The organism is Bartonella machadoae, from assembly GCF_022559585.1.
Taxonomy (GTDB): Bacteria; Pseudomonadota; Alphaproteobacteria; order Rhizobiales; family Rhizobiaceae; genus Bartonella; species Bartonella machadoae.
Window position 1 is genome coordinate 1,276,330 of sequence record NZ_CP087114.1, and the last position, 26,629, is coordinate 1,302,958.

General features: G+C 43.3%; 31 protein-coding genes and 2 pseudogenes. 31 read left to right on the plus strand and 2 right to left on the minus strand.

What is annotated here, in order from left to right:
* The first annotated feature begins 109 nt into the window (after positions 1-109).
* Both LNM86_RS06125 and LNM86_RS06130 read left to right on the plus strand, forming a co-directional pair.
* Positions 110-1,294 (plus strand): alpha/beta hydrolase, encoded by a 1,185-nt coding sequence (locus LNM86_RS06125; RefSeq protein WP_241438937.1) that lies wholly within the window; start codon positions 110-112, stop codon positions 1,292-1,294.
* Positions 1,295-1,429: 135 nt separating this feature from the next.
* On the plus strand, positions 1,430-1,954 hold the full coding sequence (locus tag LNM86_RS06130) for a hypothetical protein (RefSeq protein WP_241438939.1): 525 nt from the start codon (positions 1,430-1,432) through the stop codon (positions 1,952-1,954).
* Positions 1,955-2,460: 506 nt separating this feature from the next.
* Here the strand turns inward: LNM86_RS06130 and LNM86_RS06135 are convergent.
* Positions 2,461-2,770, minus strand: a pseudogene (locus LNM86_RS06135) (helix-turn-helix domain-containing protein); the annotation flags it as partial.
* 29 nt (positions 2,771-2,799) lie between these two features.
* Here LNM86_RS06135 and LNM86_RS06140 point away from each other — a divergent pair.
* The 19 genes and pseudogenes from LNM86_RS06140 to LNM86_RS06230 all read left to right on the plus strand — a co-directional run bounded on the left by LNM86_RS06140 (position 2,800) and on the right by LNM86_RS06230 (position 17,605).
* Positions 2,800-3,255, plus strand: a complete 456-nt coding sequence (locus LNM86_RS06140; RefSeq protein WP_241438822.1) for a baseplate assembly protein — start codon at positions 2,800-2,802, stop codon at positions 3,253-3,255.
* 107 nt (positions 3,256-3,362) lie between these two features.
* Positions 3,363-3,545 carry a hypothetical protein gene (locus LNM86_RS06145; RefSeq protein WP_241438823.1) on the plus strand — a complete coding sequence of 61 codons (183 nt, stop codon included), beginning with the start codon at positions 3,363-3,365 and terminating at the stop codon, positions 3,543-3,545.
* A gap of 3 nt (positions 3,546-3,548) precedes the next feature.
* Complete coding sequence (locus tag LNM86_RS06150; protein WP_241438824.1) at positions 3,549-3,890, plus strand: GPW/gp25 family protein; 342 nt, start codon at positions 3,549-3,551, stop codon at positions 3,888-3,890.
* Positions 3,891-3,922: 32 nt separating this feature from the next.
* A pseudogene (locus LNM86_RS12970) lies at positions 3,923-4,773 on the plus strand (baseplate assembly protein).
* Between the two features lie 224 nt (positions 4,774-4,997).
* Positions 4,998-6,215, plus strand: coding sequence for a YbfB/YjiJ family MFS transporter (locus LNM86_RS06165; RefSeq protein WP_241438828.1), 1,218 nt, complete (start codon positions 4,998-5,000; stop codon positions 6,213-6,215).
* A gap of 215 nt (positions 6,216-6,430) precedes the next feature.
* On the plus strand, positions 6,431-6,676 hold the full coding sequence (locus tag LNM86_RS12750; protein ID WP_256460921.1) for an FAD/NAD(P)-binding protein: 246 nt from the start codon (positions 6,431-6,433) through the stop codon (positions 6,674-6,676).
* Positions 6,670-6,963 (plus strand): FAD/NAD(P)-binding protein, encoded by a 294-nt coding sequence (locus LNM86_RS12755; RefSeq protein ID WP_256460922.1) that lies wholly within the window; start codon positions 6,670-6,672, stop codon positions 6,961-6,963. The genes LNM86_RS12750 and LNM86_RS12755 overlap by 7 nt, the downstream gene beginning before the upstream one ends.
* The gene (locus LNM86_RS06175) at positions 6,932-7,393 is read left to right on the plus strand and encodes a hypothetical protein (protein ID WP_241438829.1); all 462 of its coding nucleotides are present in this window, start codon (positions 6,932-6,934) and stop codon (positions 7,391-7,393) included. The genes LNM86_RS12755 and LNM86_RS06175 overlap by 32 nt, the downstream gene beginning before the upstream one ends.
* A 425-nt stretch (positions 7,394-7,818) precedes the next feature.
* Positions 7,819-8,016, plus strand: a complete 198-nt coding sequence (locus tag LNM86_RS06180) for a hypothetical protein (protein WP_241438830.1) — start codon at positions 7,819-7,821, stop codon at positions 8,014-8,016.
* Positions 8,017-8,193: 177 nt separating this feature from the next.
* Complete coding sequence (locus LNM86_RS06185) at positions 8,194-8,844, plus strand: hypothetical protein (RefSeq protein WP_241438831.1); 651 nt, start codon at positions 8,194-8,196, stop codon at positions 8,842-8,844.
* A 667-nt stretch (positions 8,845-9,511) separates the two neighbouring features.
* Complete coding sequence (locus LNM86_RS06190; protein ID WP_241438832.1) at positions 9,512-9,721, plus strand: 2-hydroxymuconate tautomerase family protein; 210 nt, start codon at positions 9,512-9,514, stop codon at positions 9,719-9,721.
* 86 nt (positions 9,722-9,807) lie between these two features.
* Positions 9,808-11,013: a phage tail sheath family protein gene (locus tag LNM86_RS06195; protein WP_241438940.1), complete on the plus strand. Its 1,206-nt coding sequence runs from the start codon at positions 9,808-9,810 to the stop codon at positions 11,011-11,013.
* On the plus strand, positions 11,010-11,528 hold the full coding sequence (locus LNM86_RS06200; protein ID WP_241437163.1) for a phage major tail tube protein: 519 nt from the start codon (positions 11,010-11,012) through the stop codon (positions 11,526-11,528). Before LNM86_RS06195 ends, LNM86_RS06200 begins: the two co-directional genes overlap by 4 nt.
* Before the next feature lie 9 nt (positions 11,529-11,537).
* Positions 11,538-11,948 carry a hypothetical protein gene (locus tag LNM86_RS06205; protein ID WP_241437162.1) on the plus strand — a complete coding sequence of 137 codons (411 nt, stop codon included), beginning with the start codon at positions 11,538-11,540 and terminating at the stop codon, positions 11,946-11,948.
* Positions 11,949-12,078: 130 nt separating this feature from the next.
* The gene (locus LNM86_RS06210) at positions 12,079-14,427 is read left to right on the plus strand and encodes a phage tail tape measure protein (RefSeq protein WP_241438619.1); all 2,349 of its coding nucleotides are present in this window, start codon (positions 12,079-12,081) and stop codon (positions 14,425-14,427) included.
* 31 nt (positions 14,428-14,458) lie between these two features.
* Entirely contained in the window at positions 14,459-14,905 is a 447-nt protein-coding gene (locus tag LNM86_RS06215; RefSeq protein WP_241437160.1) for a phage tail protein, read from the plus strand.
* A complete protein-coding gene (locus LNM86_RS06220; RefSeq protein WP_241438620.1) occupies positions 14,902-15,156 on the plus strand; it encodes a tail protein X in 255 nt (84 codons plus the stop codon). Before LNM86_RS06215 ends, LNM86_RS06220 begins: the two co-directional genes overlap by 4 nt.
* Entirely contained in the window at positions 15,147-16,154 is a 1,008-nt protein-coding gene (locus tag LNM86_RS06225; protein WP_241438621.1) for a phage late control D family protein, read from the plus strand. Before LNM86_RS06220 ends, LNM86_RS06225 begins: the two co-directional genes overlap by 10 nt.
* Positions 16,133-17,605, plus strand: a complete 1,473-nt coding sequence (locus LNM86_RS06230; RefSeq protein WP_241438834.1) for a replicative DNA helicase — start codon at positions 16,133-16,135, stop codon at positions 17,603-17,605. The genes LNM86_RS06225 and LNM86_RS06230 overlap by 22 nt, the downstream gene beginning before the upstream one ends.
* Before the next feature lie 807 nt (positions 17,606-18,412).
* Here LNM86_RS06230 and LNM86_RS06235 read toward each other — a convergent pair.
* Positions 18,413-18,943 (minus strand): helix-turn-helix domain-containing protein, encoded by a 531-nt coding sequence (locus tag LNM86_RS06235; protein ID WP_241438835.1) that lies wholly within the window; start codon positions 18,941-18,943, stop codon positions 18,413-18,415.
* A gap of 153 nt (positions 18,944-19,096) precedes the next feature.
* Here LNM86_RS06235 and LNM86_RS06240 point away from each other — a divergent pair, with 153 nt between their 5' ends.
* The 10 genes from LNM86_RS06240 to LNM86_RS06285 all read left to right on the plus strand — a co-directional run bounded on the left by LNM86_RS06240 (position 19,097) and on the right by LNM86_RS06285 (position 26,627).
* Positions 19,097-19,390 (plus strand): helix-turn-helix domain-containing protein, encoded by a 294-nt coding sequence (locus LNM86_RS06240; protein WP_241437195.1) that lies wholly within the window; start codon positions 19,097-19,099, stop codon positions 19,388-19,390.
* A 200-nt stretch (positions 19,391-19,590) separates the two neighbouring features.
* Positions 19,591-19,989 (plus strand): hypothetical protein, encoded by a 399-nt coding sequence (locus LNM86_RS06245; RefSeq protein ID WP_241438837.1) that lies wholly within the window; start codon positions 19,591-19,593, stop codon positions 19,987-19,989.
* Positions 19,989-21,014, plus strand: coding sequence for a ParB/RepB/Spo0J family partition protein (locus LNM86_RS06250; protein WP_241438838.1), 1,026 nt, complete (start codon positions 19,989-19,991; stop codon positions 21,012-21,014). Before LNM86_RS06245 ends, LNM86_RS06250 begins: the two co-directional genes overlap by 1 nt.
* Positions 21,014-21,472: a hypothetical protein gene (locus LNM86_RS06255; protein WP_241438917.1), complete on the plus strand. Its 459-nt coding sequence runs from the start codon at positions 21,014-21,016 to the stop codon at positions 21,470-21,472. The genes LNM86_RS06250 and LNM86_RS06255 overlap by 1 nt, the downstream gene beginning before the upstream one ends.
* On the plus strand, positions 21,469-23,463 hold the full coding sequence (locus tag LNM86_RS06260; protein WP_241437192.1) for a transposase domain-containing protein: 1,995 nt from the start codon (positions 21,469-21,471) through the stop codon (positions 23,461-23,463). The genes LNM86_RS06255 and LNM86_RS06260 overlap by 4 nt, the downstream gene beginning before the upstream one ends.
* Before the next feature lie 309 nt (positions 23,464-23,772).
* Positions 23,773-24,801 (plus strand): AAA family ATPase, encoded by a 1,029-nt coding sequence (locus tag LNM86_RS06265; RefSeq protein ID WP_241437814.1) that lies wholly within the window; start codon positions 23,773-23,775, stop codon positions 24,799-24,801.
* On the plus strand, positions 24,798-25,100 hold the full coding sequence (locus LNM86_RS06270) for a hypothetical protein (protein ID WP_241437813.1): 303 nt from the start codon (positions 24,798-24,800) through the stop codon (positions 25,098-25,100). The genes LNM86_RS06265 and LNM86_RS06270 overlap by 4 nt, the downstream gene beginning before the upstream one ends.
* Positions 25,097-25,375 carry a hypothetical protein gene (locus LNM86_RS06275; protein ID WP_241437812.1) on the plus strand — a complete coding sequence of 93 codons (279 nt, stop codon included), beginning with the start codon at positions 25,097-25,099 and terminating at the stop codon, positions 25,373-25,375. Before LNM86_RS06270 ends, LNM86_RS06275 begins: the two co-directional genes overlap by 4 nt.
* Positions 25,359-25,982 (plus strand): DUF3164 family protein, encoded by a 624-nt coding sequence (locus LNM86_RS06280; protein ID WP_241437188.1) that lies wholly within the window; start codon positions 25,359-25,361, stop codon positions 25,980-25,982. The genes LNM86_RS06275 and LNM86_RS06280 overlap by 17 nt, the downstream gene beginning before the upstream one ends.
* A gap of 12 nt (positions 25,983-25,994) precedes the next feature.
* Positions 25,995-26,627, plus strand: a complete 633-nt coding sequence (locus LNM86_RS06285) for a regulatory protein GemA (RefSeq protein ID WP_241437811.1) — start codon at positions 25,995-25,997, stop codon at positions 26,625-26,627.
* Positions 26,628-26,629: the final 2 nt, after the last annotated feature.

Sequence of the window (26,629 nt, forward strand, 5' to 3'; positions counted from 1 at the left end):
GTCTATTGGTGCATTCCTAGCAATGTTTTTCTTTTAAAGATAGAAAAATTTTTGTTTTACCTGTAAATTTGAAATGGTGGTCTTTTTGTCAGGACTGGTTGGTATTGTCGTGAGAATTACAGTGTTTTTAAAGTGTTTGATATTCTTCATTTGTCTTTCTTTCTTAACGGCATGTAGTGCATCACGTGCTGTGCTTTGGCATGGGGTTCATGCGACACCGTCTATGATTGCAGTACAAAGAGAAGTTGAAAATAGACCAGTTCTTCCAAAAACTGTTGTTCCAGTGTATGTTGCAACAAGTCGTATGATGCAAAATAATTATTCTCAGCCTTATGGAGCAGAGCGATCAAATAAAGTGCACTATAATCGCGTTGACGTAGGGATACCTCAACAACATGTAAAGGGTCTTGTTGAAATAAACGCTTATAAACCTACTCATGATAAGTATTTTGCAGCAGTAGCATTACAAAAATACGATAACAAAGAACAGTTTAAGCAGCAGTTAAATACTGCTTTAGCAAAAAAGCCAAAAGGAAAAAGAGAAATTTTTCTTTTTATTCATGGCTATAACAACAACTTTGCTGATGGCGTGTTCCGTACAGCACAGTTTACATCCGATTACTCTTTGGATGTTGTTTCCGTACACTATTCTTGGCCATCTGCTGGATCAGTTCCTCTTTATATTTATGACCGAGATAGCGCTAATTTTGCGCGTGATGGACTGATAGAGCTTTTGAAAGTCATCAGTGAAACCAATGCTGATCAGATTTCAGTTATTGCGCATTCTATGGGTAATTTTGTTATAATGGAGTCATTTAGAACTTTAGCATTACAGGGAAACTATAAACCAATTCGCCGTATTACAAGTTTTTTAATGGCAGCACCGGATATTGATGTTGATGTATTTGAACGTCAACTCAATGATATTAAAAAATTGCCTCAACCTACAGCTATTTTGGTCTCTCGTGCCGATAAAGCGCTCGCTGTTTCCGGACGTCTTACGGGAGGACACCATCGTGTGGGAGATGGTTCAGACATTGAAATGTTGCGTAAAAATGGAATAGCTGTCCTTGATTTCTCTAATGTTGATGGTGGGGCGCATAATGTTTTTGCATCTTCACCAACGTTGATGGCTCTTTCTCGAGAAGGTTCGTTGGCTTCAACAATTATGCAAGGTACAGAATTATCACCTAGTCAGGCGCTTCTTGCTGATAGTAGTACTGTGTTGGAAAAAACAACCCATCTTATTCTTTATACACCTGTACGTTTTTTAACTTCTACAGTGCGACATTGAGTGTGAGAAAAATGAACATTTTTTTCAAATATAAATGAATAGCAAATGGATGTTTTTTAGCACTTTCTTTAGAATGGCTTTGTAAAATACAAATAAATAGCGGAATGAATGTAAACAGTCATTAATGAGTTCATGATGGTTGCACGAAAACGCTATATTGATACGCCTGCATTAGTTGATTGTTTATCTCATTCCGCAGTTAAGTTATTAGATATTCATAATATGCTTTTGAAGGCGAGAGAAGGTCATATGGGGGATAAACCGAATTTATTACATCAAATTGATTCTACAAAAAAACAGCTAGATGAGATAAGTCATGCTCTTATTTTAGAATATCGCAAACGCCAAGAAAATGAACGTTTTATAAAACAAATTTTGCTATCGATTTCCGATCAGCTTTTTTCGCTTAATAATGGTTTTAAGGAATCTGGGCGTCTCTTCTTTCAGGAGATTAGAATGCTTCAATCTCAGATGCAATGTTTTTATGAGAGAAGAGAGAAACAGAATATATTGGATAGCCAAGAATCTTCTTATTCTCCATCAAAAATTGATGAAGTTATTAAACAATTACAAAGAGCACGAAAAAAACTCATTGTTGAAAGCCCACACCTTTTTGAAAAGGAATATTCAAGCTTCAAAAAAATAGATAAAACACATTGATAAAAATATTCTTAATTTATAGAAAAAGTACAACTTCTGATTAATGCATTGCAGCTTGACTGTAGATTTTGCAGTAAGTGGAAAAAGGTGGGATTAGGTAGGAATACATAGCAATTTGTTATTTTCATCCTGAAATGCGTGTTTTGTCAAAAGAGATTTTGACACCTAAAAATGGCAAAAGAGCAAAAAATGTAAAAAATTGGAATTTTGTACTAAAAATAAGAAAAAGCTTTGAATGGTTTTTAAAAATCCTTTGAAGAATTTTAAAAAGTCTATGAAAGTCTAGAAAACCAGCTTTGAAGACCCTTTGAAAAAATGAAGAAAAAAGTGAAACAAACTTCAAGATCAGTCCAAAATGGCTAAAAAAGAAAAATAGAAACGCTCGTTATCGAGCGTTTCTATTTTTATCTCATATAATCTTAAAAAAAATAATAAGTTAATTTACTTTATTAATGTAAGGAGAAACGCGCCTACATTTTTCTTTTTAAAGGGATATTAAGCCATATTTATGTGGTTGTTAGGTGTGCTTTTTCAGCTTCAATTTGATGCTTTAAATGCAACTTTAGAAAAGGCAAACTAAGCTCGACTTCTTCTGGGGCATTGATGTATTGAACAAGCTCTTGCAACTTTCGATAAAACTCTTCCGTTAATTCCGCTATATCTTCAAGGGGAGAGTTTTATTTTTGCGTTGCGATAGGTTGTATAAACTATGTGACCGAGCTTTTTTATCAGTCTAGTAGGAAGATCAAATACCTTAAAACCTGCTGTTTTTGCCTTTGCCATGCCACTAAACATTTCACCTTCACCAGATAACAAGCCAATTCACCACGACTTTTCGGCAAATTATGAAATGGCTGGATAAGCTTGAACTCTGTCTTGCCAACCAGCACATGATTGGGTGGGTTGCAGAAGTTGATGGACATAGGGTGCGGGTGCAAGTTTCCTCACGAGGGCAAAAGGGGCAGGCGGTGTTATCGCCTTGGTTGCAAGCACAAGAAGCAGCTGGGGCTGTTTCGAGCAATATGCCTTTAAATGTTGGTGATCCGGTGCGGTTGTTTAATCCCCATGGGGAAATAGGTCCGGCCTCTTTGGTGGTTCGTGATAGCTATAGTGAGGAAGCGCCAAATCTCGCACATCAACACCAAGAGTTAGCGCTGTGTTATGCCGGTGGCGCTTTGCGTATTACAAAAGAGGGACTGATCCTTTCCCATGGGGAAAATCAAATCCATTTGAGTGAAAAAGGTTTGCTGCTTTGTCATCAGAAAACCCGTTTTGCGATCAGTGAAAGCGTACAGATTTAAGCAGAAGATTTGTACCATAATCAAACATCTGTTGGAGCAAACCACAAACATGGTGGGGTCAAAATTGATCCCTCTACAACCTCTAGCCCTCTTTAAAGGAGTTTATCATGCGTGAAAAAACTTATGTCATTTTAACCAATGTGGATTTTGTGGCAGGCAATCGTTCGCCGGGAAAAGGTGAAGAAATTTGTTTAAGCGATGAGGCGGCAAAATACCCATTGCAGCTTAGTCAGATTGCTGAGAAACAAACACCTGTCGTTTCTTCAACAAAGGCAGCAAAAGGTGCTTAAAGCATGCGCTGTGGAGTAAACGAACAGGATGGCTCTCTGTTATATGATTGGGCACACTGCTGTCAGTCCCTTCGTAAATGTTTGACAACAAAGATTGGCACACGGGTTTTGCGGCGTCATTATGGATGTGATGTTGGAGCTTTCCAAGATGCTAATGCTGATCCGGCGACAATATTGCAGCTTTATCAAGCAATTGTACAAGCTTTAAATGATCCAGAATGTGGAGAGCCTGGATTTTCGTTGCAAAAGATTGATTTGATAAAAGCAACGCGGGAGGGAACATTCCATTTTGTTCTCACAGATGTGTTTTATCCCGATGGGCATTTGGTGCGATTGGTCACATAAGGAGCCGATAAGTGTTGATTTAGAGGTGGGTGATGACAGAATTTGAGCAGTTGCCTCTCTCACCAATTCTTGAAAAACTTTCCGTTGAGGCCATTTTAGAGCAAAAAATCACCCGTTTAACCAAGCTTTTTGCCGCACAGAATATCCCTTATAATGTGAAAAAGACGGCTTATGATCCCGTGGTTATTCAATTGCAAGCAGCCGCTTATGAAGAGTTGCTGTTGCGCCAGCGGGCAAATGAGGTGACGCGGGACAATCTCCTTGCCTTTGCGCGTGGGACAAGTTTAGACCATTTGGGGGATTTTCATGGGGTTTCCCGCCTTTTGGATGAGGATGATGAACGCTATCGTCGCCGTATTCGTTTGAATAGACAAGGGCACTCCACGGGTGGCACAGTCCCACGTTATCAATATTTTGCCCTCTCAAGCGATATCCGTGTCAAAGATGCTTTTGTTTTCGTGTGGGGAAAAGCCCGCTTATTCATGTTGCGCTTTTTAGCGATAGCCCTTCTGGTATTGCCGATGAGGCTTTGATTGCTAAGGTACAAGCAGCTCTTGATGAAAAACAGGTTAAAATGACCAATGATCATATCCTTGTGAAAAGTGCTGTACAGCGGATTATTGATGTGCATGCTGATCTCTGGTTGTTGCCCAATGAAGGTCCCTTTGTTTTGGAAAAAGCCGTGAACAATTTGCAAACGGAATGGGCATGCGTGCAAAGGCTTGGGCGTGATCTGTCTTTAAGTTGGATTATAAGCCGCTTGATGGTTGAAGGTGTCCACCATGTGATTTTAACACAGCCCTTAACAGATATTGTGGTCGCGCCTGATGAGGCGGTGGCTTTAGGGGAGATTGTCTTGTCTAAACGGGGGCATGCTTATTGAGGATCTCCGTTGTTATTGCTGCTTAATTTCAGCTATTATTGTTCTGAAAAAGAAGCTTTGTGGGGAGGAGAACATATATTGAAGTAAAGTGTAAAACGAAGAAATGCATATAACTGATCCAGTAATGTTGACAATAATCGCTAACTATGTTGCCCTAGTTTCTTAAACAAAGGGCGAGATTGGCTTTTATTCTCTGAGATAAGTTCTACTGTTGGTAGGATAAAATGCGGACGAAAGAATTATCAGTTAAGGGGTTAAGAGGAATGGAGGGGAAAAATAATTGTCAAGATTTGAATGATTTCAGAGTCGCTATGTTTGGTATGATTATTATGATTTTGGGGATGGGGATTGGGCGATTTTTCTATACACCGGTATTACCAGTTATGTTGGATGAAGGATTGTTTACCTTTAGTCAACTTTCTTATATAGCTAGCGCTAATTATGGCGGTTATTTAGTTGGGAGTATATTTTTTTCGTTTTGCAGAGTTGGGAATATATCCAGTCCTTCCTACATGCTATCTGGTGCAGCTATAGGGACCAGTGCACTTATTTTTTCCATGGCGTTTACAATAAACTTTTACTTGGTCCTCTTTATCCGCTTTGCTGCCGGTATCGCAAGTGCGGCAATGATGATTTTTAGTTCTATTACGGTTATGCAGCGTAGTCACAAAGTGTGGGTTATTGCTTCGCTTTATGCAGGTGTGGGCGTTGGTATTCTACTGGGTAATGAGTCTGTTATTATTGGTTTGAGTCAATCGCTGAACGCGAAAAATATTTGGTTTGGAGCTGGTTTAATATCTGTTGTATTGTTGCTCTTGTTGTTTGTTTTATTTCCACGTCGTGTTGAGGCATCTCAATTTGCTAGTAATGAGTCATTGGCACCCAGAAATATCGTTTGGTGGGAACTCGCTTTGATTTATGGACTCGCTGGGTTCGGTTATATTATTGTTGCGACATATCTTCCTATGATGGCGAAAACATTTAATTTCCAACTGCTCGCTAACCACTTATGGTCGTTTGTTGGAATAGCCATTGTTCCTAGTTGTTTCATTTGGTTATGGGGAGCACATCGGTGGGGGGTATTACGTTGTCTAATGCTCAATTTGCTTATCCAAGGAGGATGCGTATTACTGACATTATTCAGTCACTCTCTTTTCCTGATCGTTCTCAGTTGCATAGGGTTTGGATTTACTTTTATGGGGACGACTTCTTTAGTTATGCCGTTAGCTAAGCGTTTGCATGCGCCGTATGGCATAAATCTGCTGGGGTTGGCTACCTTAACTTATGGCTTTGGCCAAATATTAGGACCTCTCTTGACGAGCTTTTTACAATTTGGTTCACATACTATTGCGCTTTCCGTTATCTGTGGGGCTGTAGCGCTTTTTGCTGCTGCTGGAATCTGTCAATATTGTCTTTGTAAAAAGGTCGTTGGCGTTTCATAAATCCGCAATTTTAACTAAAGAGTCGAGAGAATTGTTAAGTTCTTTTGAAACATTTTGTAAAAGTCAAATTATCCTAATAGGGGAGGTTACAGAATGCTTCACACTACAGTTGCTATTTTGGGCATTGGTCCTCGCGAGATCAGTATTCTCGAACGCTTGATCACCATTATCCATGTTCTGGGAACATTGATATTTTATTAATTGATCCGAGTGAGATGGGAACCGGTACTCATAGTGTGCATCAGCCCGATCATTTATTGGTTAACACTGCAGCTTGCCAGATTACTTTATTTGGTGATGATACAGTTAAGGGTGTGGGGCCTATTCGTAAGGGACCAAATTTCTATCAATGGGCTATTCAACAGGGTTATCGTAATAATAATGGTGTTTTTTCTCGTACCAAGAGCATGGTGTTGGGAGAACAATCAGAGAAAATGATTATTTATCACGTCGTTTGTTAGGTGAGTACCTGTCTTGGGCTTATCAAGAGCTCACGCAAGATTTACCTTCCGGTATTCGTATTAAGGAGATCCAACAAAAAGCTATCAATCTCCATATCCACCAAGACAATAAAACAGATGTTTTTTTGGAATATGGTTATCGTTACAGTGTAGATTTTGTTTATATTACCACGGGTCACGGTAAGAATACATATTCATCACATGATGAAAATCTGCAACAGTTGGTGGCTTGTTCATCGAAGGAAAAACGCATTTTTGAACTATTATTCGAATCCTTATCCAATTGAACAGTTGGATTCTATACAAGCTCAGTCTCGTGTGCTGGTGCAGGGGATTGGATTAAGTAGCTATGATGTTTTGTCGCAATTGATTTACGATCGCGGTAGGACTTTTACTGAAAATGCTGGACAATTGCACTACATATCAAGCGGCAAAGAACCTATGATAGCTCACTTCTCCCGTCAAACATTGCCTTTTAGTAGTCACGGAATTAATCAAAAGGGTGGTAGTGGACAATATATACCATCGTTTCTTACTCTTGATGCAATACATCATCTGCGTAAGCAGTCTATCATTGCTAACGGTTCTCCGAAGCTGGTTTTTGAAACACAGCTTTTACCTCTGTTTCTTAAAGAAATGTGCTATGTCTATCGAAGTGCTCAGCTGGGGCACTGGCTAGACCCTGAATCCTATGTTGTTACTTGCAAAGATGAGTAGTGTATTCAAGCGTTGCTGTATCCTCATCGAAATAAAATATTCGCTTCTCTGAATGATTATACAAGATTCTTCATTGAGCATTTGAGTGAAGATCTTTATTCTACCACTGGGGGTAATGTTGATGGCTCAGTGAAAGCTGCTACAGATGTGTTACGAGATGTCCGTGATATCTTACGTGCAGCAATTGATTTTTGCGGGTTAACGCCTTCATCTCACAAGTGCTTTATTGAATATTTCAATCAAATTTCAATCGTATTTCTGTTGGTCCGCCGATGCAGCGAAACCGAGAGTTGAAGGCACTGAAGGAGGCTGGTATCGTGACTTTGGCTGGTGGCCCTTCACCTAAACTTGTTCTCAATGCTCGTACGAGCCGTTTCGAAATTCAGTCTGTTTTCTAAGATGAAAACAGTTCAGTTGATGGAGATGTGCTGATCAAGGCGAAGATTGATAATTTTTCTCCGTTGCGTGATGAGTCTCTTTTTATGCAAAATTTAGCTGCTCAGGACATCATCCAGCCTTTTAGCAACCAAGGATATCATCCTTGCGGTATTGATATTGACTGTTGGCAGCATTCTATAGACGATAAAGGACAAGTACAAAAATACATTATGGGTGGTAGGTAATCCAGTAGAGGGGCCCAATTTTTATTATACATATATTTTGCCTAGGCCTTTAGTTAATTCGCGTGCACTGCGGGATGCTGGGCGCTGTGTCATTGACAGAGCTGCTTTCTAATTGCCATTCAACAAAAGTGTCAACAATTAATGTACATTGATGATGTACAAAGCTTCCTGATACACATGTCCTTGGTATCCTCTATAATGGCGATGCTGATGCTATTCATTTTTCTTCTATTTATCTCAATAAGAACTTGGTTTTTTATGCCATTGGGTGGAGTAAGCGTTATCGGTTATTTGCTTTTGACGATACCATACTGGTGGTTGAAGGGAAATGCACGCCGCGGTGTGGTCATCTTATTGGTTTGTACTTTAGTGCTGATATGGCGTTGGCACTTGCCGGATATTCGTACTGTGCTTGTGCGTTTTGCTGATGTCTTTTGGCTATTACTCGCCATGGGATTGTTGCGCTATGTGATGAATATATGGCGTATTTCAGAATTTCTCTCTGAACAGTTAGTACACTGTAGAAAGGATTCGCTTACCCTGTCCATCGCGATATTGACTGCGTTTCTAATTTGGCCGATGAGTTTAGGGGTTATCTTTCTAATGATTGATGCCTTGAAACAAAGTGTTTTTCCCTCTCGCCATTTGGCCGCTATTGTGATGCGAATGATGAGAATCACGCTGGTACTGATGCCTACCACCATTGGCGCAGCAGCAGTTTTCGCTGCTATGCCTAGAACACCACAATATTCATATCCGCTGCTTTGGGGATGCCACTTTTTCTATTTAGTCTGTTATTGTTGTGCATTTTTCCTGTTGTACCGCTAACGAACCAAATTGTTTGTGATGAGAGGAGAGCAAATAAAGAGGGAGTGAGAGTAAGAATTTGGATTTTTTGGATATTTTTCTGGTTAACATTTATCGTTGCGTTGACAGTTATCAGGTTGAATGCATTGGAAAGCATTGCATTGACGGCGATCATTCTCTATGTCATGAGCGTGGAAGTTCACGCAGTATTGATTTTTTGACTCCTTTGGTGACAGCGATATGCAGTATATCAAGTGAAATTATATTTTTGCTAGGATGTATTCTGCTAATATCTACTTGCGATTTGCTTATTCCTTTATTGCCGGTGACGTTTAGTCACTCATTGTCATCGATTTTTGTTTGGCAGCGCTATGCCTGTATTCTCTTTGTATTGCCAATTTTCAGTGTCGTAGGCATTCACCCTATGGTGCTCTTTAGTTTGGCATTTCCCTTAATAGGATCATCGATAGATTATGGGGTTACCGATTATTTAGTTTGGATTGCTTATTTATTGCAGCACAACTCCTTTCTCCTGTATCAATAAATGCTATTTTTACTTCCAGTAGCCTGCATATTTCACCGGTGGATACGAGCTTTAAAATGCATAGTTATTATGTATAATGTTTAATCTTTTTGCGTTCATTTATTTGAGTTTTTTTGTTCAACATTTGTAAATTATGGAGATCTTATGCCTTACATAAACATTAAAATTACGAATGAAGGGGTTACCTCTGAACAGAAACGGCAACTAATAGAAGGAGCAACGCAATTATTAGTGAATATTCTGAATAAAAATCCGAAAACGATTGTTGTAGTGATTGATGAAGTGGAGACAGACAATTGGGGAATTAATGGTGTTTCCATTACAGAATTAAGGAAAGATCAAAATAAAGAATAACTCTGTGTATTTGACAATAATTGAAGATCAATATGGTTAAGCAAGGTAAAAAATCACGTTCTTAAGCAACATTTGATCAGACGGCGATTGGCGCGGTTGTTACAGCCCCTGATGCTGATGGACAAATTTATCCGGTAAACGAGCCTGTTTTGGTTTTTACCCATGAGACAGAGAAAATCCAAAAGCTGGGGCAAAGGGGCACAGCTCTTGATGTGATTCATGCTGTATGCGCGCAAGGGGTTGAGGCCAAAATTGTCCTTGTGCGGGTAGAAGAAAAGTCGACAATTTCTGAAACACAAGCCGAAATGGTAGGGTCCAATGCTGCCTTAACCGGTGTTCATGCTTTGACCCATGCACGTGGGCATTTAGGGGTTGAACCTGGAATTTTGTTGGCACCAGCTTATAGTGCAGGGCGCCTTGACAATGGTAAAAACCCTGTGGCTGATGCGCTAGAACAGGTTGCCGAAAAGCTGCAAGCAATTGCGGTTTTTGACACAGGGGGCAAAAACACCGAAGAAAGCCTTGCTTATCGCGCTGATTTTTCCTCACGCTTTTGTTATTTGATTGACCCCTTTGTACGGGTGGCAAACGGTGAGGGTGGTTATTGTATTAAACCGGCAAGTCCCTTTGCCGCAGCGATGTTTATCAAACGCGATAAGCAAAAGGGGGGTGTTTTTTGGTCGCCTTCAAACCAAGATGTACATGGCATTTTAGGCACAGCGCGCCCCATTAGCTATTTTGATGGCGAAATCGATCATGAGGCAAATCGTCTTAACCAAGCCGATATTGCTACCTTTATTCCGGCACGGCTTAGCCAAAATGCGCAAGGTCAAATGGCTGCCAATGGACGGATTTTATGGGGCAATCATACCACATCTTCTGATCCGCTTTGGCGCTTTGTCAATGTGGTGCGCACCCGTGCAGCACTGGAAAAGACCATCATCAATAGTTTCCGCCCTTTTGCCAATGATGAGAATTTGACCGGTCAACATGTCATTGCCATTACGAGAAGTCTCACGCAGTTTCTTGATGATATGATTGCTCGTGGTGCCCTGCTTGGTGGACGTGTTTGGTTTGATCGTGATTTGAATTCCAATAGCACTTTGCAATTGGGCAAGCTGCGGGTTGAATTTGATGCCGAAGAAGTGCCTCCTCTAGAAGATTTAAGTTTTGGGAGCCGGCGCAATGGCGCTTATTTTGACCGATTGGCTGAAGACATCCAAAAGAAAATGACCTATCAATTTGGCGATACGCTAGAGAGCTATCGCAAAGCAGCAAGGAGTGAAGCATGACTTTACGGATTGTTCGTGGTTTTACCCTGATTGTTGATGATGATGTCAATCTTCATCTTGATCTTGAAACACTCAAACTGCCCACCTTAGAAGAACTCACCGAAACCTATCAACCAGGCGGTTCTGATATGCAAATTGATGTGAGCGGTCTTGGTGTGAAAGCTTTAAGCTTGCAAATGAAGATCCGCAGTCATACCCCCGAAGTTATCGGTATCTTTGCTGGTCCCCCTGGTCTTCGTCATAAATTTACTGGCAAAAAACATGTGGTGTCTGAAGAAGATGGGCGCGAGCATGAACATTCCATTGATGTCACAGGGCGCTTGGTCAAAGTCGATAGCGAGGGTCTTACTGCTGGAAAAGCGACGGGCTATGATTGTGAGATTAAGAATATTTGGGACTATAGCGAATATTGGGATGGTGCTGTTTTGCATCGCTTTTCATTTAAACGGGGTGGTTGGCTTGTGCGCAATGGGCAGGATATTGGTGGGCGCAGGCGCTCTATCCTCAATTTATAGGAAACTATGATGACAAATTTACAAACAAGCATTGCTGTGGAATTGCAAGTGCCGCTGCTTATATCAGACAGTGATGGTAAGCAAGCAACACGCAATAAATTAACCTTTTATCGCCCCACCTTCAAACATGCCAAGCAATTGGCAGTGCTGATTGGACCGCAATTGACACAATTGCTGGCTCCAGAAATTGGCAAGCAGAAAACGCTCTCCAATGATGTTCTGCTTGTCAAGCTTTCGCAAGTTTTATTCACCAATGAGGCGACAGAAGGCATTACAGCGCTTTTGGCGGATATGTCCCATGAAACGGTTGAACTGATTGATCGGATTGATACTGTTGATATGATGGCAATCTTGAAGGCTTTTTTTGCTTTTTTTATGGGACGCCAATCCCTTATGCTGGACAATTTGGAGCCGAATTAGCGCTTCATTTTCGTTGGTCGGCTTTAGAGATCAACCAGATGGATTGGCTGGATGTCATTTTTTATCGCAATGAATTAGCACGCTTGAAATCCCAAGAATATGAACAGCAGATGTTGGAATAGGAGCTGTTATGGATGTTTCCCTTGTTGTGCGTTTTGTCAATCATCTGCAAGAAGGGATAGCCTCTGCCAAGCGCGATTTGCAAGCCTTTAGTGCCGATGTTGCCCATTTGCAAAACAAGACACGACAACACTTTAAAAATTGGTTTGATCCTCAACATCTTGAGGATGCAACCAAGAATGCTGAAATGGCTTTTATCCAAGCGCGAGGGCGCATGGTGGGGGCAATTGCCCAAACCGCAACCTTGATTGCCCCCCTCTATAAGGCCATGCAATTTGATCAATCGATGAAGGGCTTGGAAAAGGTTCTTGATGCGCCTCTGCATCGCTTAAAGGAATTGCGCCGCTTTGCTCTTGAGACCTCAACCAAAATCCCGCTTGCTGCACGTGAGGTTTTGGAACTGATGACCAGTGCCAGCCAAGCGGGGATTGGCGAGCAAGATCTCGAAGCTTTTAGTCTTTACGCTGCCAAAGCGGCTGTGGCTTTTGATATGACGGGGGACCAGATTGGTGAACGCTTTGCCAAATTGCGCAATGTCTTCAAACTCAATCAGACAGGCATTGAAGAGTTAGGCGATGCCATCAACCATCTCTCCAACCATATGGCGGCTAAAGCCAGTGAAGTGTCTGATTTTACCAATCGTGCCACCGGTGCTGCCACCATGTTTAAGCTCACTGCCCGTGAAACGGCTGCTTTTGGTACCGCGATGATTTCTGCGGGGATTGTCCCTGAGAGTGCGGCGCGTGGTTTTAATGCCATGAGTTCGCGTATTCAGGCAGGGGGCAAACATATTGAAGATGCTTTTGTCAATATTGGGCTGTCACGGCAAAAGTTTCTCCAAGACATCGACAAAGATGCAACCGGCACGTTAGTGCGCTTTTTTGATGTTTTAGCCAAATCCGAACAGGGTATGCGTTCCCTGATTGCCATTGCTGGGCGCGATTTTACCGGTGACTTTGCCAAATTGGTTGGCAATCCAGAATTGTTAAGCCAAGCGCTCGAATTTGTTAAAGACCCCAAAGTTTTTAAAGGCTCCGTAGAGCAAGAAGCGGATAAACAAGCAACTGGTGCCATCCGGCAATTTGAACTTTTGCAAAACCGCATCGTGGCTTTGGGCATTACCATTGGCAACGTGTTGTTGCCCCATGTCAACAATTTGATGGCCAGTGTTGGCAATTTTATCAATGGCTTGATGGCATGGGCCAATGCCCATCCCGCCTTAACCAGTGCGATTGTCAAAACCATTGCCGCCTTGATGGCTTTTAATATTGCTCTGCGGGTGTTGCGCTTTACCATGGCTGGCACACGGCTTGGTTTGCTTCAATTGATGGGCTCTTTGATCAAAATTGGTACTGTGAGTCGTGTCCTTAAAACCAATTGGCGCAGCTTAATCGCTTCAGGGCGCTCTTTGGGAATCATGGCGGCAACTCTTGGTGGGAGCACGCTTCGTCTCTTGCGACCCATGACTTTGTTGGTGGCAGGCTTTCGCGGGCTTATGGTCTTGAGTTCCGCCTTTGCAGCTACATTTGGCTGGGTTGGCACAGTGATAGAAGTGGTGGCTGCTGGCATTGCTTCTGTTGTTGGTGCTGTTTTTACCCCGATAGGGGCGCTCATTGCCGCTGTTGTTGCAGTGATCATGGCTGCTTGTTTTGCCTTGTGGAAATATTGGGACCGGTTTTCTTCTTTTGTCAAAGGTTTTGCTCGCGGGCTGGTCCACGCTTTTGGCCGTATCTTTGAAGCTGTCATGCGCTTTTTTGGTGCTGATACCGCAACCATCACCAAGTGGAAAAATACCCTTTCTGCTGCTTTTGACTTTTCTCAAGCTTGGCAAAAGTTCAAACAGGGGCTTGTCGCTATATCCCAATGGTTTGGTAATGTCTGGGAGGGTTTTAAGCAAAGTCTCTCCAGCTTTTGGAGCTGGTTGAGCAGTTTTTTTGCTCGCGAAAAGCTCTCAGAAGAAGCCAAGGCGGGTATGGAACAGGCTGGAGAAGATCTTGCCAATGGGATTGTCGATGGCTTTATGTCCTCCATCACAAAGTTGGCTGATTTTTTTAAATCCTTATCCGGTCGCATCAAAGGATGGATTGGTTCGATTGATATCTCCAACATGTTTCATTTGCCCAGTTGGCTTGGTGGCAAAACAGCTTTGCAGCCGATTGTACAATTTGCCGGTCACCCGCAAACCAGCCCTGTGACAACGCAGGCAACGGACAAAAGCAAGCAGAGCGCATCCGTTTATCACCATCAAAATGTCACCGTGCATGTCAATGGGGCGCGTGATCCTCTTGCTACCGGCCGTGCGGTAAGTCATGCCCTCCAACGGGCAAAAGCCAATGCCTTGCATGGCGGCACAGAATAAGGGGAGGGAAAACAATGAGGGGAGGAGGAAAATGAAAGATCCTTTGATGATGCTAGGTCCGCATCAATTTTATGTCGATTGGCTGAATTTCCAATCCTTTGAAGAAGAGTTCTCCGCCTCATGGGTGTCTATGGAGCGTTTTGGCAAAGCCCCCAGCTTGCAATTTACCGGCTATGGCAATGATGCCAAAACCATCCATGGCGTGTGGTTTCCAGAAGAGTTTGGTGATCGTATAGCCATTGATGCACTCACCATGACCATACGAGCAGCAAAACCGGTGCAGATGCTTCGTTGGGTCAATGATATGAGTTATAGTGCCATATTCCATGGTCCCGTGGTGATTACCTCCATCACGAAAGACCACGATTATATCAGTCGCTCTGGTCAATCGCAGCGTATCCGTTATTCCATCAGTCTGTTGCCCTTTTTTGATGGGGGCAAACCACAAGGATATTTCCAAGAGGGACAACAGCTATGAAGCTACCAGCAAAGCACGTTGTTGTAGAGTTAGAAGATATGAGCCTCGATCTGATTTGCTTTCAACATGCCATGGCGGTGTTGGGAGACCGTCAACAGGCTGGATTCGTAGAGGGCTATTTAGAAGCCACCTTGAGAGCCAATCCAGGGATTGCCCAATATGGTGCTGTTTTGCCACGGGGTTTAGAGATCACTTTGCCTGAATTTGTCTTTGTTCCTCCTCAAAGCAGAGTGAAGCGGTTATGGGATTAAGGCGGACATATCCTTTTATCGAGGTTAAGGTTGGAGACAAACCCGTCCATGAGGTTTTTTACCAGCGTCTTCTTAGCGCCACCATTACCGATCATGCCGGCAATGAAGCCGATCGTTTTGAAGCGGAGTTTGATGATAGGGACAATGATTTAGAGGTTCCACAAAAGAACAGTACTCTGCAGGTGCTGTTTGGTTATCAGGACAGCATCAGTGCGGTTATGGGGCGTTTTGTTGTTGAATCTGTTGTCAGTATCGGGGGCAGTGATGGAGAGGTTTTACACCTTTGCGGCAAAAGCGCTTCAATGCGTGGCGAACTCAAAGAACAAGCAAGTGAGCATTTTGACAATAAAACCATTGGTGAGATTGTTGAAAGCTTAGCCAAGCGCCATGGTTATCAAGCCAAAGTCGACCAAGAATTTTATAGCAAAACCTTGCCTTATGTGGTGCGCACTGATCAATCGACAATTGATTTTTTAACCCGCCTTGCAGAGCGTATGCAGGCACGTTTTTTAATCAAAGACAATAAATTTTTATTTTTAAGCGGCAACAATTTACCGCCCCTCACTCTTGCCAAGCATGATTGTTCCAGTTGGGAATTTACCCTCGAGCCACGCACCCAATATGGCAGCGTTGAATCAACGTACTTTGATCGCTCGCAAGGTAAACAGCTATCTGTCAAATATCGCACAAACCTCAAAGGTCCCACACGGCGTTTGCGTGGTTGCTATCCTTGCAGAGAGGAAGCTTTAGCTGCTGCCGCATCAGAATCAGACCGGCTGTGCCGTAGCATGGGCAGTGGTTCTTTGGTTTTAGAAGGGCGTCCAGAAATCATGGCCGATCAACCTCTCCTTTTGCAAGGGTTCCGTGAGCAAATCAATGGTCCATGGAAAGCTGCAACCGTGACCCACCGCTATGAGAAACAAAGTGGCTATACTACAGAAATCACCTTAGAAGCACCAGAGAAGGGAAAACAGCCATGGGAAAAGTCAACCTCGTAGAATGCCGTGCACAAGAAAATCAAAGGGATAACATGCTCTCTTCATTTCGAGAGGTCCCACACAATCTTGAAGCGGAACAAGCTTTGCTCGGGGCAATTCTCATAAGCAATGATGCGCTTGATTGCGTTTCGGACTTTCTTAAAGCATCCCATTTTTTTGAACCCTTGCATCAAAAGATCTTTGCGATTGCCTCACAGATGATCCATAAGGGAAAACTTGCCAATCCCGTGACCATGAAACCCTTTCTTCCAGCAGAAGAAAAGATTGGTGAAATCACTGTCTTTCATTACGTTGTACGTCTCGCTAAAGAAGCCGTCACCATCATTAATGCGCAAGATTATGGGCGGATTATTTATGATCTTTTCCTTCGACGCTGTTTGATTAATCTTGGCAATGAAATTGTTAATAAAGCCTTTGATGCTCCTGTAGAATTGAGTCCCTCACAACAGATTGAAATGATCGAGCAGCAGTTGTTTGAATTAGCAGAAAAAGGAAAATATGGCGGTGGATTTGAAAATTTTGCAGGCGCTCTCACAAAGGCGCTTACCATGGCAAGTGCTGCTAAAGCGCGTTCCTCAAGGCTTTCAGGAATCGCAACCCATATCAAAAACCTTGATGAGAAAATGGGAGGGTTACAAAAATCTGATCTCATTATCATCGCTGGTCGCCCCGGTATGGGGAAAACCTCTCTTGCAACCAACATTGCCTTTAATATTGCCAATGCTTACAAGCGTGATGACCAAACACAAGAACAAGACAATGGGGGAGGCATTGTTGGATTCTTCTCCCTAGAAATGTCCTCAGAGCAGCTAGCAACCCGTATCATTTCTGAGCAAACGGAGGTCTCTTCTTCTGATATTAGGCGGGGCAATCTCTCAGAACAGCAATTTACTAAACTCATCCACATGACACGTTCTCTGCAAAAAGCCCCGCTTTATATCGACCAAACGGGTGGTCTGTCTGTTGCTCAATTGGCAGCGCGTGCAAGGCGCCTCAAACGGCAACATGGTTTAGATGTGTTGATTATTGATTATATCCAGCTCGTGACGGGTCATACAAAGCGTTCCTCAGACAGCCGTGTGCAAGAAATGACAGCTATTACCATGGCTCTTAAAGCGCTAGCAAAAGAACTAAATATTCCTATCATTGCTCTTTCACAGCTTTCACGGCAAGTTGAAAACCGCACCGATAAACGGCCACAACTTTCTGATTTACGTGAATCCGGTTCGATTGAACAAGATGCTGATATTGTTTTGTTTGTCTATCGTGAAGAATATTACTTAAAAAATGAACAGCCAAAGGAAGGCAGCGTTGAATCTGTTAAATGGCAAGAGAAGATGGATCAGGTGAGGGGGCAGGCGGAGGTGATTATCGCCAAACAACGCCATGGTCCCACAGGCACTGTTCCTCTTGCTTTCCAAGCTGATTTTACACGTTTTAGTGATCTATAAAGAAAATCATAAGAGAAAAACATGCATAAAAGGGGCAATAAATGGCCTTTGAAAGGCCTTTGAAGACCCTTTGAGAGCTCTTTAAAAAAATGAAAATCCTTTGAAAATGAAGTTATTTTTACAAAATATGATGCAAATGATACAAAATTTACTGCTCTCTACATGCATATCTTACAGATTTTAGATATCAAATAAGGGGATTGTTGGAAAAGATGAATCGCCTCAAATTGCGATTCTGAGCCAATAAAAATAAGACTCATGAAAGCGGCTCTAGATACCTCTTAAAGCTTCTCTGAGAACCGCTTAAAAGCTCTGTGAAAAAAAATGAATTGCTGCAAAACCCAGTTGTAGTTTGACAGTAGGTTTTTCAATAAGTGGGAAGAGGTGGGATTAGGTAGGAATACATGGTAATTTGTTGTTTTTATGCATATTTTTTACCTTAAAATGCGCATTTTGTCAAATAAGATTTTGACACCTGAAAATGGCAAAAAGAGCGAAAAATGCCAAAAATTAGAATTTTGCACTAAAAATAAGAAAAAGCTTTGAATGGTCTTTGAAAACCCTTTGAAGAATTTTAAAAAGTCTGTGAAAGCCCAGAAAACCGGCTTTGAAGACCCTTTGAAAAAAATGAAGCAAAAAATGTAATTACCTTCAAAATCAGCCCAAAATGACCAAAAAAGCAAAAAAGATTTTCACCTATTGGTGATTATCTGTTTTTAGAAGCAATATAATTTTATAAATCAAATAGTTATATTGTTTTTCTAATGTAAAAAGATTTTCATATTGATTTTTCTTTTTAAAGGGACATTAGGCCGTATTTTGTGTGGTTGTTAGATGTGCTTTTTCAGCTTCAATTTGTCGCTTTAAATGTAACTTTAGAAGAGGAAAAGTCGCTTCGACTTCTTCTGGGTCATTGATGTTTTGAACAAGCTCTTGCAACTTTCTATAAAGCTCTGCCGCTAATTCCGCTATATCTTCAGGGGGGAGTTTTATTTTTGCGTCGCGATAGGTCGTATAAGCTATGCGACCGAGCTTTTTCATCAGCCCAGTAGGGATGGTAGGTGCTTTAAAACCTGCTGCTTTTGCCTTTGCCATGTCACTGAACATTTCACCTTCACCAGTGAGAAGCCAATGAAAGTCTATGCCATAAATTGTGTGATAGGCAATTATGATAGAGGAGGGTGGTTCACTTACGCCGAGCTCATAATTTGCAAGCGTATTTTTTGCTAAATTAAGAGATTTTGCAAAAACACCACGCTCTTCATTTCCGAGTATTTTTCTTATTTCACGTAGGCGTTTTGCCAACAGCGTTTTTGGTTCTGAATCGGGACGTGCCAAAAAAATACCTCTTAAAACCATTTTATGGGTTGACAAAACCTAAAAAATGGGTTTTAACTTATATTACAGCCCGTTATTAAGGGCAGTTATTACACAAAGAACCCCACAAAAGACGGATGTTTGCGGCATCCGTTTCAAGCAGGAGCGAAAGTTATGACTATCACACAAACATGGGATCGCCATAGTATTTTAGCTGAGCTACGCCGCCGTAATATGACCTTGGCGGAACTCACGAAAGTTTATCAAATCCCGTCATCCAGTGTCAAAAACATTTGGACACGGCCCAATGAAAAAGCTGAACGTGCCATTGCCGATTTTATCGGCTTGCCCGTCGAGCAGGTTTTTAGCGACCGCTACCCTAAAACGAACCGTCGCATTTTTAAAGCAGCAAAACATGCCAATACGGATTTGAGTGCACATTCCACATTGCGCGGTAATGCCGCTTGAACTTTGTTGCAAGGTTGTGCGTGTGTTTTACGCATTTCCCATGAATTTAAATATCATAAGATAAAAAGAGTTATCAATGTCTAAACATCAATACGAAATAGGCAAGATAAATTGCAGAGAGTTGCATGGTCAAACGGCTGTTTGGATAGATTTGTTTTGGCGCTTAGGTGGTAAGCAGGTTCTCTTTAGAGGGGGTTTTTATGGTTGCAGCTTGTAATTTATGGACCCCAGAGGCAAAAAGAGAAATCGTCAATCCTTATTCAGAAGTTGAACGGTTAGAAACGATGCTTGCTTGTTGTTTTAAGGCGGTGAATGGAGGCTTTAGGCATCTTCCAATCCGGTATATTATTGACCCGCCGCATGGTTTGTTTGACGCGGCATTAGCACGACAGATTGTTATTCATATTTTGCATTATCAGTTTGAAGTGCCGCGGCGGCGTATTGTCGCCATCCAAGCACGGCAGCGGACTTCTATATCTTTGTCTCTTCAAGTGATTAGTCGGCGTTTGAACGATCCTGTTTTTGCTAGAGCTTATCGAAGATGGTCTGTGCGTGCGATGGATTTGTTTTTTAAAGAAATGAGAAAGGCGGCGGGGTGATGGCACAGTTTCAAAGGCTTTCTCTTGATGTGATTGTTGTGCCGGAGCGTATTCGCCCTGTGGATGATGAGCATGCTAAGGCTCTTGCGCAATCGATAGCGCGAGAAGGGTTGATGAACCCGATTACCGTGCGCCATACGCCCAATGCCAAGGAGGGCAATTATACGCTTATTGCCGGTGCGCACCGATTACGGGCTGCTACGCTTTTAGGTTTTGGCGAAATTGATGCGGTTGTGGTGCAAGCGGATAAAGAGAATGCTGCGCTATTAGAGGTTGCGGAAAATCTGTTTCGCAATGAATTGTCTGTTATTGATCGTGCTTTGTTTGTCCAGACCTACCGCGAATTATGGGAGAAGAAGTATGGAGAAATCAAGCGTGGTGGGGACGGTAGTAACCAGTATAAAAGAAAAAAAGAGCAATTGGATCAAGTTGATCCAATTGCTCAAATCAGTGACAATGCCTCTTCAAATGACAGTGAAATCGCTTGTGAAGGGGATGAAGTGGCAAAGGGTAAAGTTTACCCTTTGCCAAAAGATGGTTCTTCAGAACATAATGAAACTGGGTATGAAGGGGATGGAAAATCAAAAGTGCAACTTGCACCTTTGATCGGAGATGATGGGTGTTTGGAGCAATTGGGTAAGGTTTACCCTTTTGCTAAACATGTGGCAGATCGCATTGGTTTGTCTGAAGTTTCAGTAAAGCGACTTGATTGTATTGCTCGACATTTACAGCCGGAATTGCGGTCGGTTTTGCGTGGAACAGCATTGGCGGATAATCAGGCACAATTGTTAAAATTGGCAAAGATGGAGCCGTTGGCACAGCGGAGAGTGGCGGTTGCGTTTCAACAGGTTGAGGGGGATTTGCGACGGGCTTTTGATTTGGTCAATGGGATTAATACGCCCCCGCAAATTAATGAACAGGAACGGATTTTTGCCCAATTATTGGGGGTGTGGCAAAGGGCGAATGAGCAAACGCGGGCGCGTTTTTGCGCCTATTTAGAAAAGCAAGCGGTGGAGGTGCAATGATGAAGATGCATGGTTGCGGGCAGCTTGATTTTTTTCAACAGCCGGTTTTTCCTTGCCGCGAACCGGTTGCGCAGATTGATTTGGAGCGGTTTCGCTCACACATGAAGCGCGCCATGGCACGGGCTTTACGCGAATGCCGGTTTGAACGCAGCGTGGTTGCGGAACGTATGGCGCATTATTTGGGCATTGGTTGTTTGAGTAAGGCGAGTTTGGATGCTTATGTTGCTGAGAGTAAGCAGGTGGATATTTCTCTACCGCGTTTTAAGGCCTTTGTGCGGGCGACAGAAGCTTTTTGGCTCTGGGATGAGGTGGTGCGTGAAGATGGTTTGTTGTTGTTGCAAGGGGATGAAGCGCGCTTGGCAGAGATTGCAAGGCTCCAGCAAGAACAGCGAGAGATTGCGGCACGGTTAAAGGTTATGCGTGCGACCCCTGTGAGAATTAGACGGGGGCAGCCATGAAGGAATGGTTTAGTATTGCTGAATTGGCTGAAGCGGCTTTGCCAGGGTTGCCGAAGACAAAAATTGGTCTCAATAATTTTGCGCTTAAAAAATGGCGTTTGAATAAACAATTGTTTCGCCAAACATTAGGTAAGACCAAGCCGGTTTGGGAGTATCATCTCTCGTTATTGCCGGAGGAGGCGCGGGCGGCTTTGTTGGTGCGCTCTGGTGCGGGGTGTGTTTCGGGGGAGAGTCGTGGGCAAAAAGAAGACCTTTGGGCGCGTTATGAGGGGCTTTCAAAGGAGCATAAAAGGCGCTGTGAAGAGCGTTTGAAGGCACTTTGTTTTATGGATGATTTACTCCATGGAGGTCTTGGCGTGCATGATGCGGCGGTACGGACGGGGGTTCATTTTGGTATCAGTTGTCGGTCACTGTTTCATTGGTGGCAAAGGGTGGAAGGTTATGAACGCCCTGATTGGCTTGCGGCTTTAGCGCCTTGTTATGGTGAGGAGAATTTTTCACAATTTGCGCCTTGTCATGAGGAGGCTTGGGAGGTTCTCTGTTCGGATTATTTACGTCCCTCTAAACCGGCTTTTTCGGCGTGTTATCGGCGGATGGTTGTGATTGCACGAGAAAAGGGTTGGGAACCACTTCCTTCGGAGCGGGCTTTGCGGCGGCGTTTTCATAAAGAAGTTTCCAAGGCGGCTGTGGTGTTGGCGCGTGAGGGAGAAGAAAAGGCAAAAAAGCTTTATCCAGCACAACGGCGTGATCGCTCGAGCCTGCATGCTTTGCAAGCGGTGAATATGGATGGGCACAAGCTGGATGTTTTTGTGACTGTGCCTTGGGCGGAGAAGCCTGTGCGGCTTTATTTGATAGCTATACAAGATCTTTATTCGGGGAAGATTTTATCGTGGCGCCTATCGGATGTTGAAAGCTGGGAAATCGTTCGTTTGGTGATTGGTGATATGGTTGAAGCCTATGGGATACCGGAGCGCATGACTTTGGATAATGGGCGCGCCTTTACCAGCAAATGGATTTCTGGGGGTGTGCAAAACCGTTTTCGCTTTAAGATTAAGCCGGATGATCCGCAAGGACTTTTGACGAGTTTGGGTGTGCAATTGCAATGGACGACGCCTTATAGTGGGCAATCGAAACCGATTGAACGGGCATGGCGTGATTTGGCGGAAGGGATTTCGAAACATCCTTTTTGTGCGGGGGCTTATACGGGCAATAAGCCGGATGCCAAGCCTGAGGATTATGGTAAGCGTGCGATTGGATTTGAAGAATTTAAAGCCCATGTTGGCGCGCAGATTATGGCGCATAATGAGCAAACGGGGCGCAAGGCGGTTAATTGTGCGGGGCGCAGTTTTGATGTGACCTTTGCTGAGAGTTTAAAAGCCGATGGGACGATTGTTCGGCAAGCAACAGCGGCGCAACGGGCTTTATGGCTTTTGACTTCACAAGCGCTTCGGGCGCAAAAGGGCACGGGTGAGATCCATTTTTATGGCAATCGTTACTGGGCGCGTGCGTTGAACGAATATGCGGGACAGAAGGTGATTGTGCGCTTTGATCCGGATGATTTGCATCAGGATTTGCGGGTTTATGATTTGAACAATCGGTTTATTTGCATGGCATCTTGTCTATGTGATGTGGGTTTTTACGATCAGCAGGCGGCGCGTTTGAATGGGCGTTTGCGTAAAGAATATGTGAAGGCTGTGAAAGCCGAAAAGCAGTTGGCAGCCAAACTTGCCCCTGATCAATTGGCTGATGTTTATGGGTGCCTTGAGAAAAAGGGCAAAGAGTTAAAACGCAAATCTGCGATCAAAGCAAAGGTTACACGATTGGTTGCAAACAATGTGGGGAATTTGGCTAATAGGGGGAATTTGGCTTTGACAGCAAAGGAGGATGAGGCTTTGGAAGAAGAAGAATTTAGCCAACATCTTCACAAGGCTTTAAGACGGCTTTCTGTCTGTGATGGGGGGCGTGAAGTGATAAAGTTTCCTAAGCAATAGGAAAAGGAGAGGGGGATTTTAGGGGACTGGTTGAGGTCCATGTGCGGGGTTGAAGAATGAACAGAGAAAGGGGGGAGAAGTCTTATCCATTTCAATTTCTAAATCAATACAATCCAATTTTTATGCGTCTTTGCCTGATTGGGTGAGGAGTATGGAGTGATTTAAGTTTCCCTTTTGAGTGAAAAGGTGCAGGGGGGAGATTGTCGGGAGCCGGTTGAGTATCGCGTACGGCTTTAGGTTAAACAAAATGGGTAGGTTTGCAACCCTACCCATTCAATAGTCTAAAATCAATACAAGAGGGGATTATAGATGAAATACGCGATCAATGCAACAGTTGAGAAAAATCCTTGGGCGCGACCAAAAATCCAGCCCGAAACAGCAGCAAACCGCAACAGTGATGATATTGCCTTATGGAATGCACTTGTGGATTCGGTGAGAGCTATCGCAAAAATGCATGATTGGACGAAGGCGGAAGTTGCGCGGCGCATTGGCATGCCGGATGGAACATTTTCGCAATGGTATGCGGGCAGTTATGCGGGGCAATTGGGTAAGCAGAATACAAAAGTTCAACAGTGGGTGGAGGCTTTAAAGGAGGTGGATGAACTTTTGGAGCGTATTCCTGAAAAGCCGGCTTTTCAGAGGAATCGTATTGCGCAGGAAATCATTGACACTTTAACACTGGCACAAAGCACGGGTGATATGGTGATGATTACGCTTGATGCGGGCAGTGGCAAGACAGAAACATGCCGCCATTATCGTGCGACGCGCCCGCATGTTTATTTAGTGACAGCAAGTCCGCATACGCGCAGTGTTCATGGTATTTTGAATGATATGGCAGCAGAATTGGAAGTGGTGGAATATAATCCCACCCGCTTAACACGCGCTATTGGCAAGAGGTTAGAGCGGGTAGGTGGTGGGACGTTACTGATTGTTGATGAGGCGCAAAATTTAACGGATGAGGCGATTAATCAATTGCGCCATTTTGTTGATGTCAATGGCACGGGTTTGGCTTTGGTTGGCAATGATGAGATTTCTGGACGTTTGGTTCACCGTCAAAATGGTCCTTCTTATGCGCAAATTAAAAGCCGTTTGGCGATGCATTTGAAGCGCCGTAAGCCCTATAGTGAAGATATTGCCGCTCGTATCCATGATTGGGGGATTGAAGATGCTGGGGCGATTAAGTTTCTGACAGGGATTGGTTTAAAGGCTGGCGCTTTGCGGCAAATTGACAAAACCATGATGCTGGCACGCATGGCAGCCCTTGGTGATGGGTGTGAGGTCACGCTTAAACATGTCAAAGCGGCTTGGAAAAACCGTGATGTGGAGGAATTGGCATGATCCCTTTATGCGATAAAGAATTATCCAATACGCTTGTTGGTCTTTATGACGATTATCAACGTGGTTTTGAGATTGGCGACCAGATTAAACTTTGTGTTGATTTGGCGTTATCGCTTGAATTGGAATTGAGTATTCACCGTCTAAGCGAAGCAGAAGCGGTTTTAGAAAACCAAGTGGTGGACTCTTTTGCCCGTTGCCAAAATCCTTCTTCAAAGAGGGATGAGGCAGGAGATGAGACAAAAACAATTGGTGAGACAGGTACAGTTATTCCTATAGATTTTGGAGGAGGCAAGTCATGAAACGCAATCCCTATATGGTCGGCGAATGTTTGGTTGCCATGCGTTCTGCTTTGTTAAAGCATGAGTTGGAAGGCATTTTTTTGAGTGCGAAAGATGTTCGAGAATTGAATGATTATTTGCGTCGTTTGGCGCGCTATAACCACATTTTGGGTCATGAACTTTGTCGGTATCGTTGGCAAATAAAAGCGGGGTATCAGCCGCAATCAGGTGAAGTTATACCGTTTCGCCGTTTGCAAAAAAACAAGGAGGATTTTTGTGATGAATCAACGAATTGAGCTTGAAGGCACGCATTATATGAAGGATGCGAAAGGGGCTTTGGTGCCGGTCAATCTGATCCGTCCTGCGGATTTATTAGAAGATGAAACGGTGCGTAAAATTATGGGCTTTGCCAAAGAATTATCGGCAAGGGTTGCGCGTTTTAACAATCATACGATTGCGGATTTGAGTGCCTTTGATAGTTTGCTTGCGCAAGAATATGGTGTGGAGCGGCGCGGCAAAAAGGGCAATTGTACTTACCAGAGTTTTGATGGTTTGCAACGCATTCGGGTGCAAGTGCAAGAGAGCTTTGATTTTGGTCCGCAATTGCAAATAGCCAAAAGCCTTCTTGATGAATGTTTAAATGAGTGGTCTGCGGATGCGCGTCCTGAAATCCGCGCTATTATTACGCGTGCTTTTAATACCGATAAAGAAGGGAAAGTTAATCGTGGCGAAATCTTTATGTTGTTGCGTTTGGATATTGATGACCCTCGCTGGCAGGAAGCTATGCGTGCAATTCGTGAAGCGATCCGTGTGACGACCAGTAAGGAATATGTGCGTTTTTATGAACGGGAGAGTTTGGAGCATCCTTGGCATCCTGTCACGATTGATTTGGCAAAGACGTGAGGAGGCGGTCCCATGTCTTTGGCTGTTCTTCATATGGGCAAACGTGCGTTAGGTCTTGATGATGAGACCTATCGCGCCCTGCTTTTTCGCTTAACAGGCAAGCAATCGGCAAAAGATTTAACTGTTTTAGAACAGCGTCTTGTTGTTGATGAGATGAAAGCGTTCGGTTTTCAGGAAGATAGAAAACGGTTAGAGGGCAAATATGCTAAAAAGCTTCAGGCTTTATGGATTGCGGGATGGAATCTTGGCATTATCCGTGATCGTTCAGATAAGGCATTGCTTGCCTTTGTCAAACGGCAAACGGGGATTGATCATATTCGTTTTTTACGGGATGGAGATGATGCGGCCAAAGCTATTGAGGCGTTAAAAAATTGGTTGCAGCGTGAGGGCGGGGTTGACTGGAAAGGGAAAAAGATTCAAGATTCTTTACAGAAACGACTGGGGCAAAAACTACTGGGATATTTGATTTTGCGTGCCCAATGGAAGCGTTTGCATCCCCGTGGGTCCTTTGACCTTGAGGCTTTTCATCAAGGTGTTATGGCTGTGAGTGGTAAGGGGTTGGACGAGATGGATGTTTTTGCTTTGAGGCAAGTGATGAATGTTTGGGGGCGGAAAATTCGCGGGAGGAAAGATTATGGGGGATAAGC

Coding starts and splice junctions, on each gene's coding strand:
- LNM86_RS06130 (WP_241438939.1), top strand. CDS start 1,430: ATGGTTGCACGAAAACGCTATATTGATACGCCTGCATTAGTTGATTGT.
- LNM86_RS06140 (WP_241438822.1), top strand. CDS start 2,800: ATGAAATGGCTGGATAAGCTTGAACTCTGTCTTGCCAACCAGCACATG.
- LNM86_RS06145 (WP_241438823.1), top strand. CDS start 3,363: ATGCGTGAAAAAACTTATGTCATTTTAACCAATGTGGATTTTGTGGCA.
- LNM86_RS06150 (WP_241438824.1), top strand. CDS start 3,549: ATGCGCTGTGGAGTAAACGAACAGGATGGCTCTCTGTTATATGATTGG.
- LNM86_RS06165 (WP_241438828.1), top strand. CDS start 4,998: ATGCGGACGAAAGAATTATCAGTTAAGGGGTTAAGAGGAATGGAGGGG.
- LNM86_RS12750 (WP_256460921.1), top strand. CDS start 6,431: ATGGGAACCGGTACTCATAGTGTGCATCAGCCCGATCATTTATTGGTT.
- LNM86_RS06185 (WP_241438831.1), top strand. CDS start 8,194: ATGTCCTTGGTATCCTCTATAATGGCGATGCTGATGCTATTCATTTTT.
- LNM86_RS06190 (WP_241438832.1), top strand. CDS start 9,512: ATGCCTTACATAAACATTAAAATTACGAATGAAGGGGTTACCTCTGAA.
- LNM86_RS06200 (WP_241437163.1), top strand. CDS start 11,010: ATGACTTTACGGATTGTTCGTGGTTTTACCCTGATTGTTGATGATGAT.
- LNM86_RS06205 (WP_241437162.1), top strand. CDS start 11,538: ATGACAAATTTACAAACAAGCATTGCTGTGGAATTGCAAGTGCCGCTG.
- LNM86_RS06210 (WP_241438619.1), top strand. CDS start 12,079: ATGGATGTTTCCCTTGTTGTGCGTTTTGTCAATCATCTGCAAGAAGGG.
- LNM86_RS06215 (WP_241437160.1), top strand. CDS start 14,459: ATGAAAGATCCTTTGATGATGCTAGGTCCGCATCAATTTTATGTCGAT.
- LNM86_RS06220 (WP_241438620.1), top strand. CDS start 14,902: ATGAAGCTACCAGCAAAGCACGTTGTTGTAGAGTTAGAAGATATGAGC.
- LNM86_RS06225 (WP_241438621.1), top strand. CDS start 15,147: ATGGGATTAAGGCGGACATATCCTTTTATCGAGGTTAAGGTTGGAGAC.
- LNM86_RS06230 (WP_241438834.1), top strand. CDS start 16,133: ATGGGAAAAGTCAACCTCGTAGAATGCCGTGCACAAGAAAATCAAAGG.
- LNM86_RS06240 (WP_241437195.1), top strand. CDS start 19,097: ATGACTATCACACAAACATGGGATCGCCATAGTATTTTAGCTGAGCTA.
- LNM86_RS06245 (WP_241438837.1), top strand. CDS start 19,591: ATGGTTGCAGCTTGTAATTTATGGACCCCAGAGGCAAAAAGAGAAATC.
- LNM86_RS06250 (WP_241438838.1), top strand. CDS start 19,989: ATGGCACAGTTTCAAAGGCTTTCTCTTGATGTGATTGTTGTGCCGGAG.
- LNM86_RS06255 (WP_241438917.1), top strand. CDS start 21,014: ATGAAGATGCATGGTTGCGGGCAGCTTGATTTTTTTCAACAGCCGGTT.
- LNM86_RS06260 (WP_241437192.1), top strand. CDS start 21,469: ATGAAGGAATGGTTTAGTATTGCTGAATTGGCTGAAGCGGCTTTGCCA.
- LNM86_RS06265 (WP_241437814.1), top strand. CDS start 23,773: ATGAAATACGCGATCAATGCAACAGTTGAGAAAAATCCTTGGGCGCGA.
- LNM86_RS06270 (WP_241437813.1), top strand. CDS start 24,798: ATGATCCCTTTATGCGATAAAGAATTATCCAATACGCTTGTTGGTCTT.
- LNM86_RS06275 (WP_241437812.1), top strand. CDS start 25,097: ATGAAACGCAATCCCTATATGGTCGGCGAATGTTTGGTTGCCATGCGT.
- LNM86_RS06280 (WP_241437188.1), top strand. CDS start 25,359: ATGAATCAACGAATTGAGCTTGAAGGCACGCATTATATGAAGGATGCG.
- LNM86_RS06285 (WP_241437811.1), top strand. CDS start 25,995: ATGTCTTTGGCTGTTCTTCATATGGGCAAACGTGCGTTAGGTCTTGAT.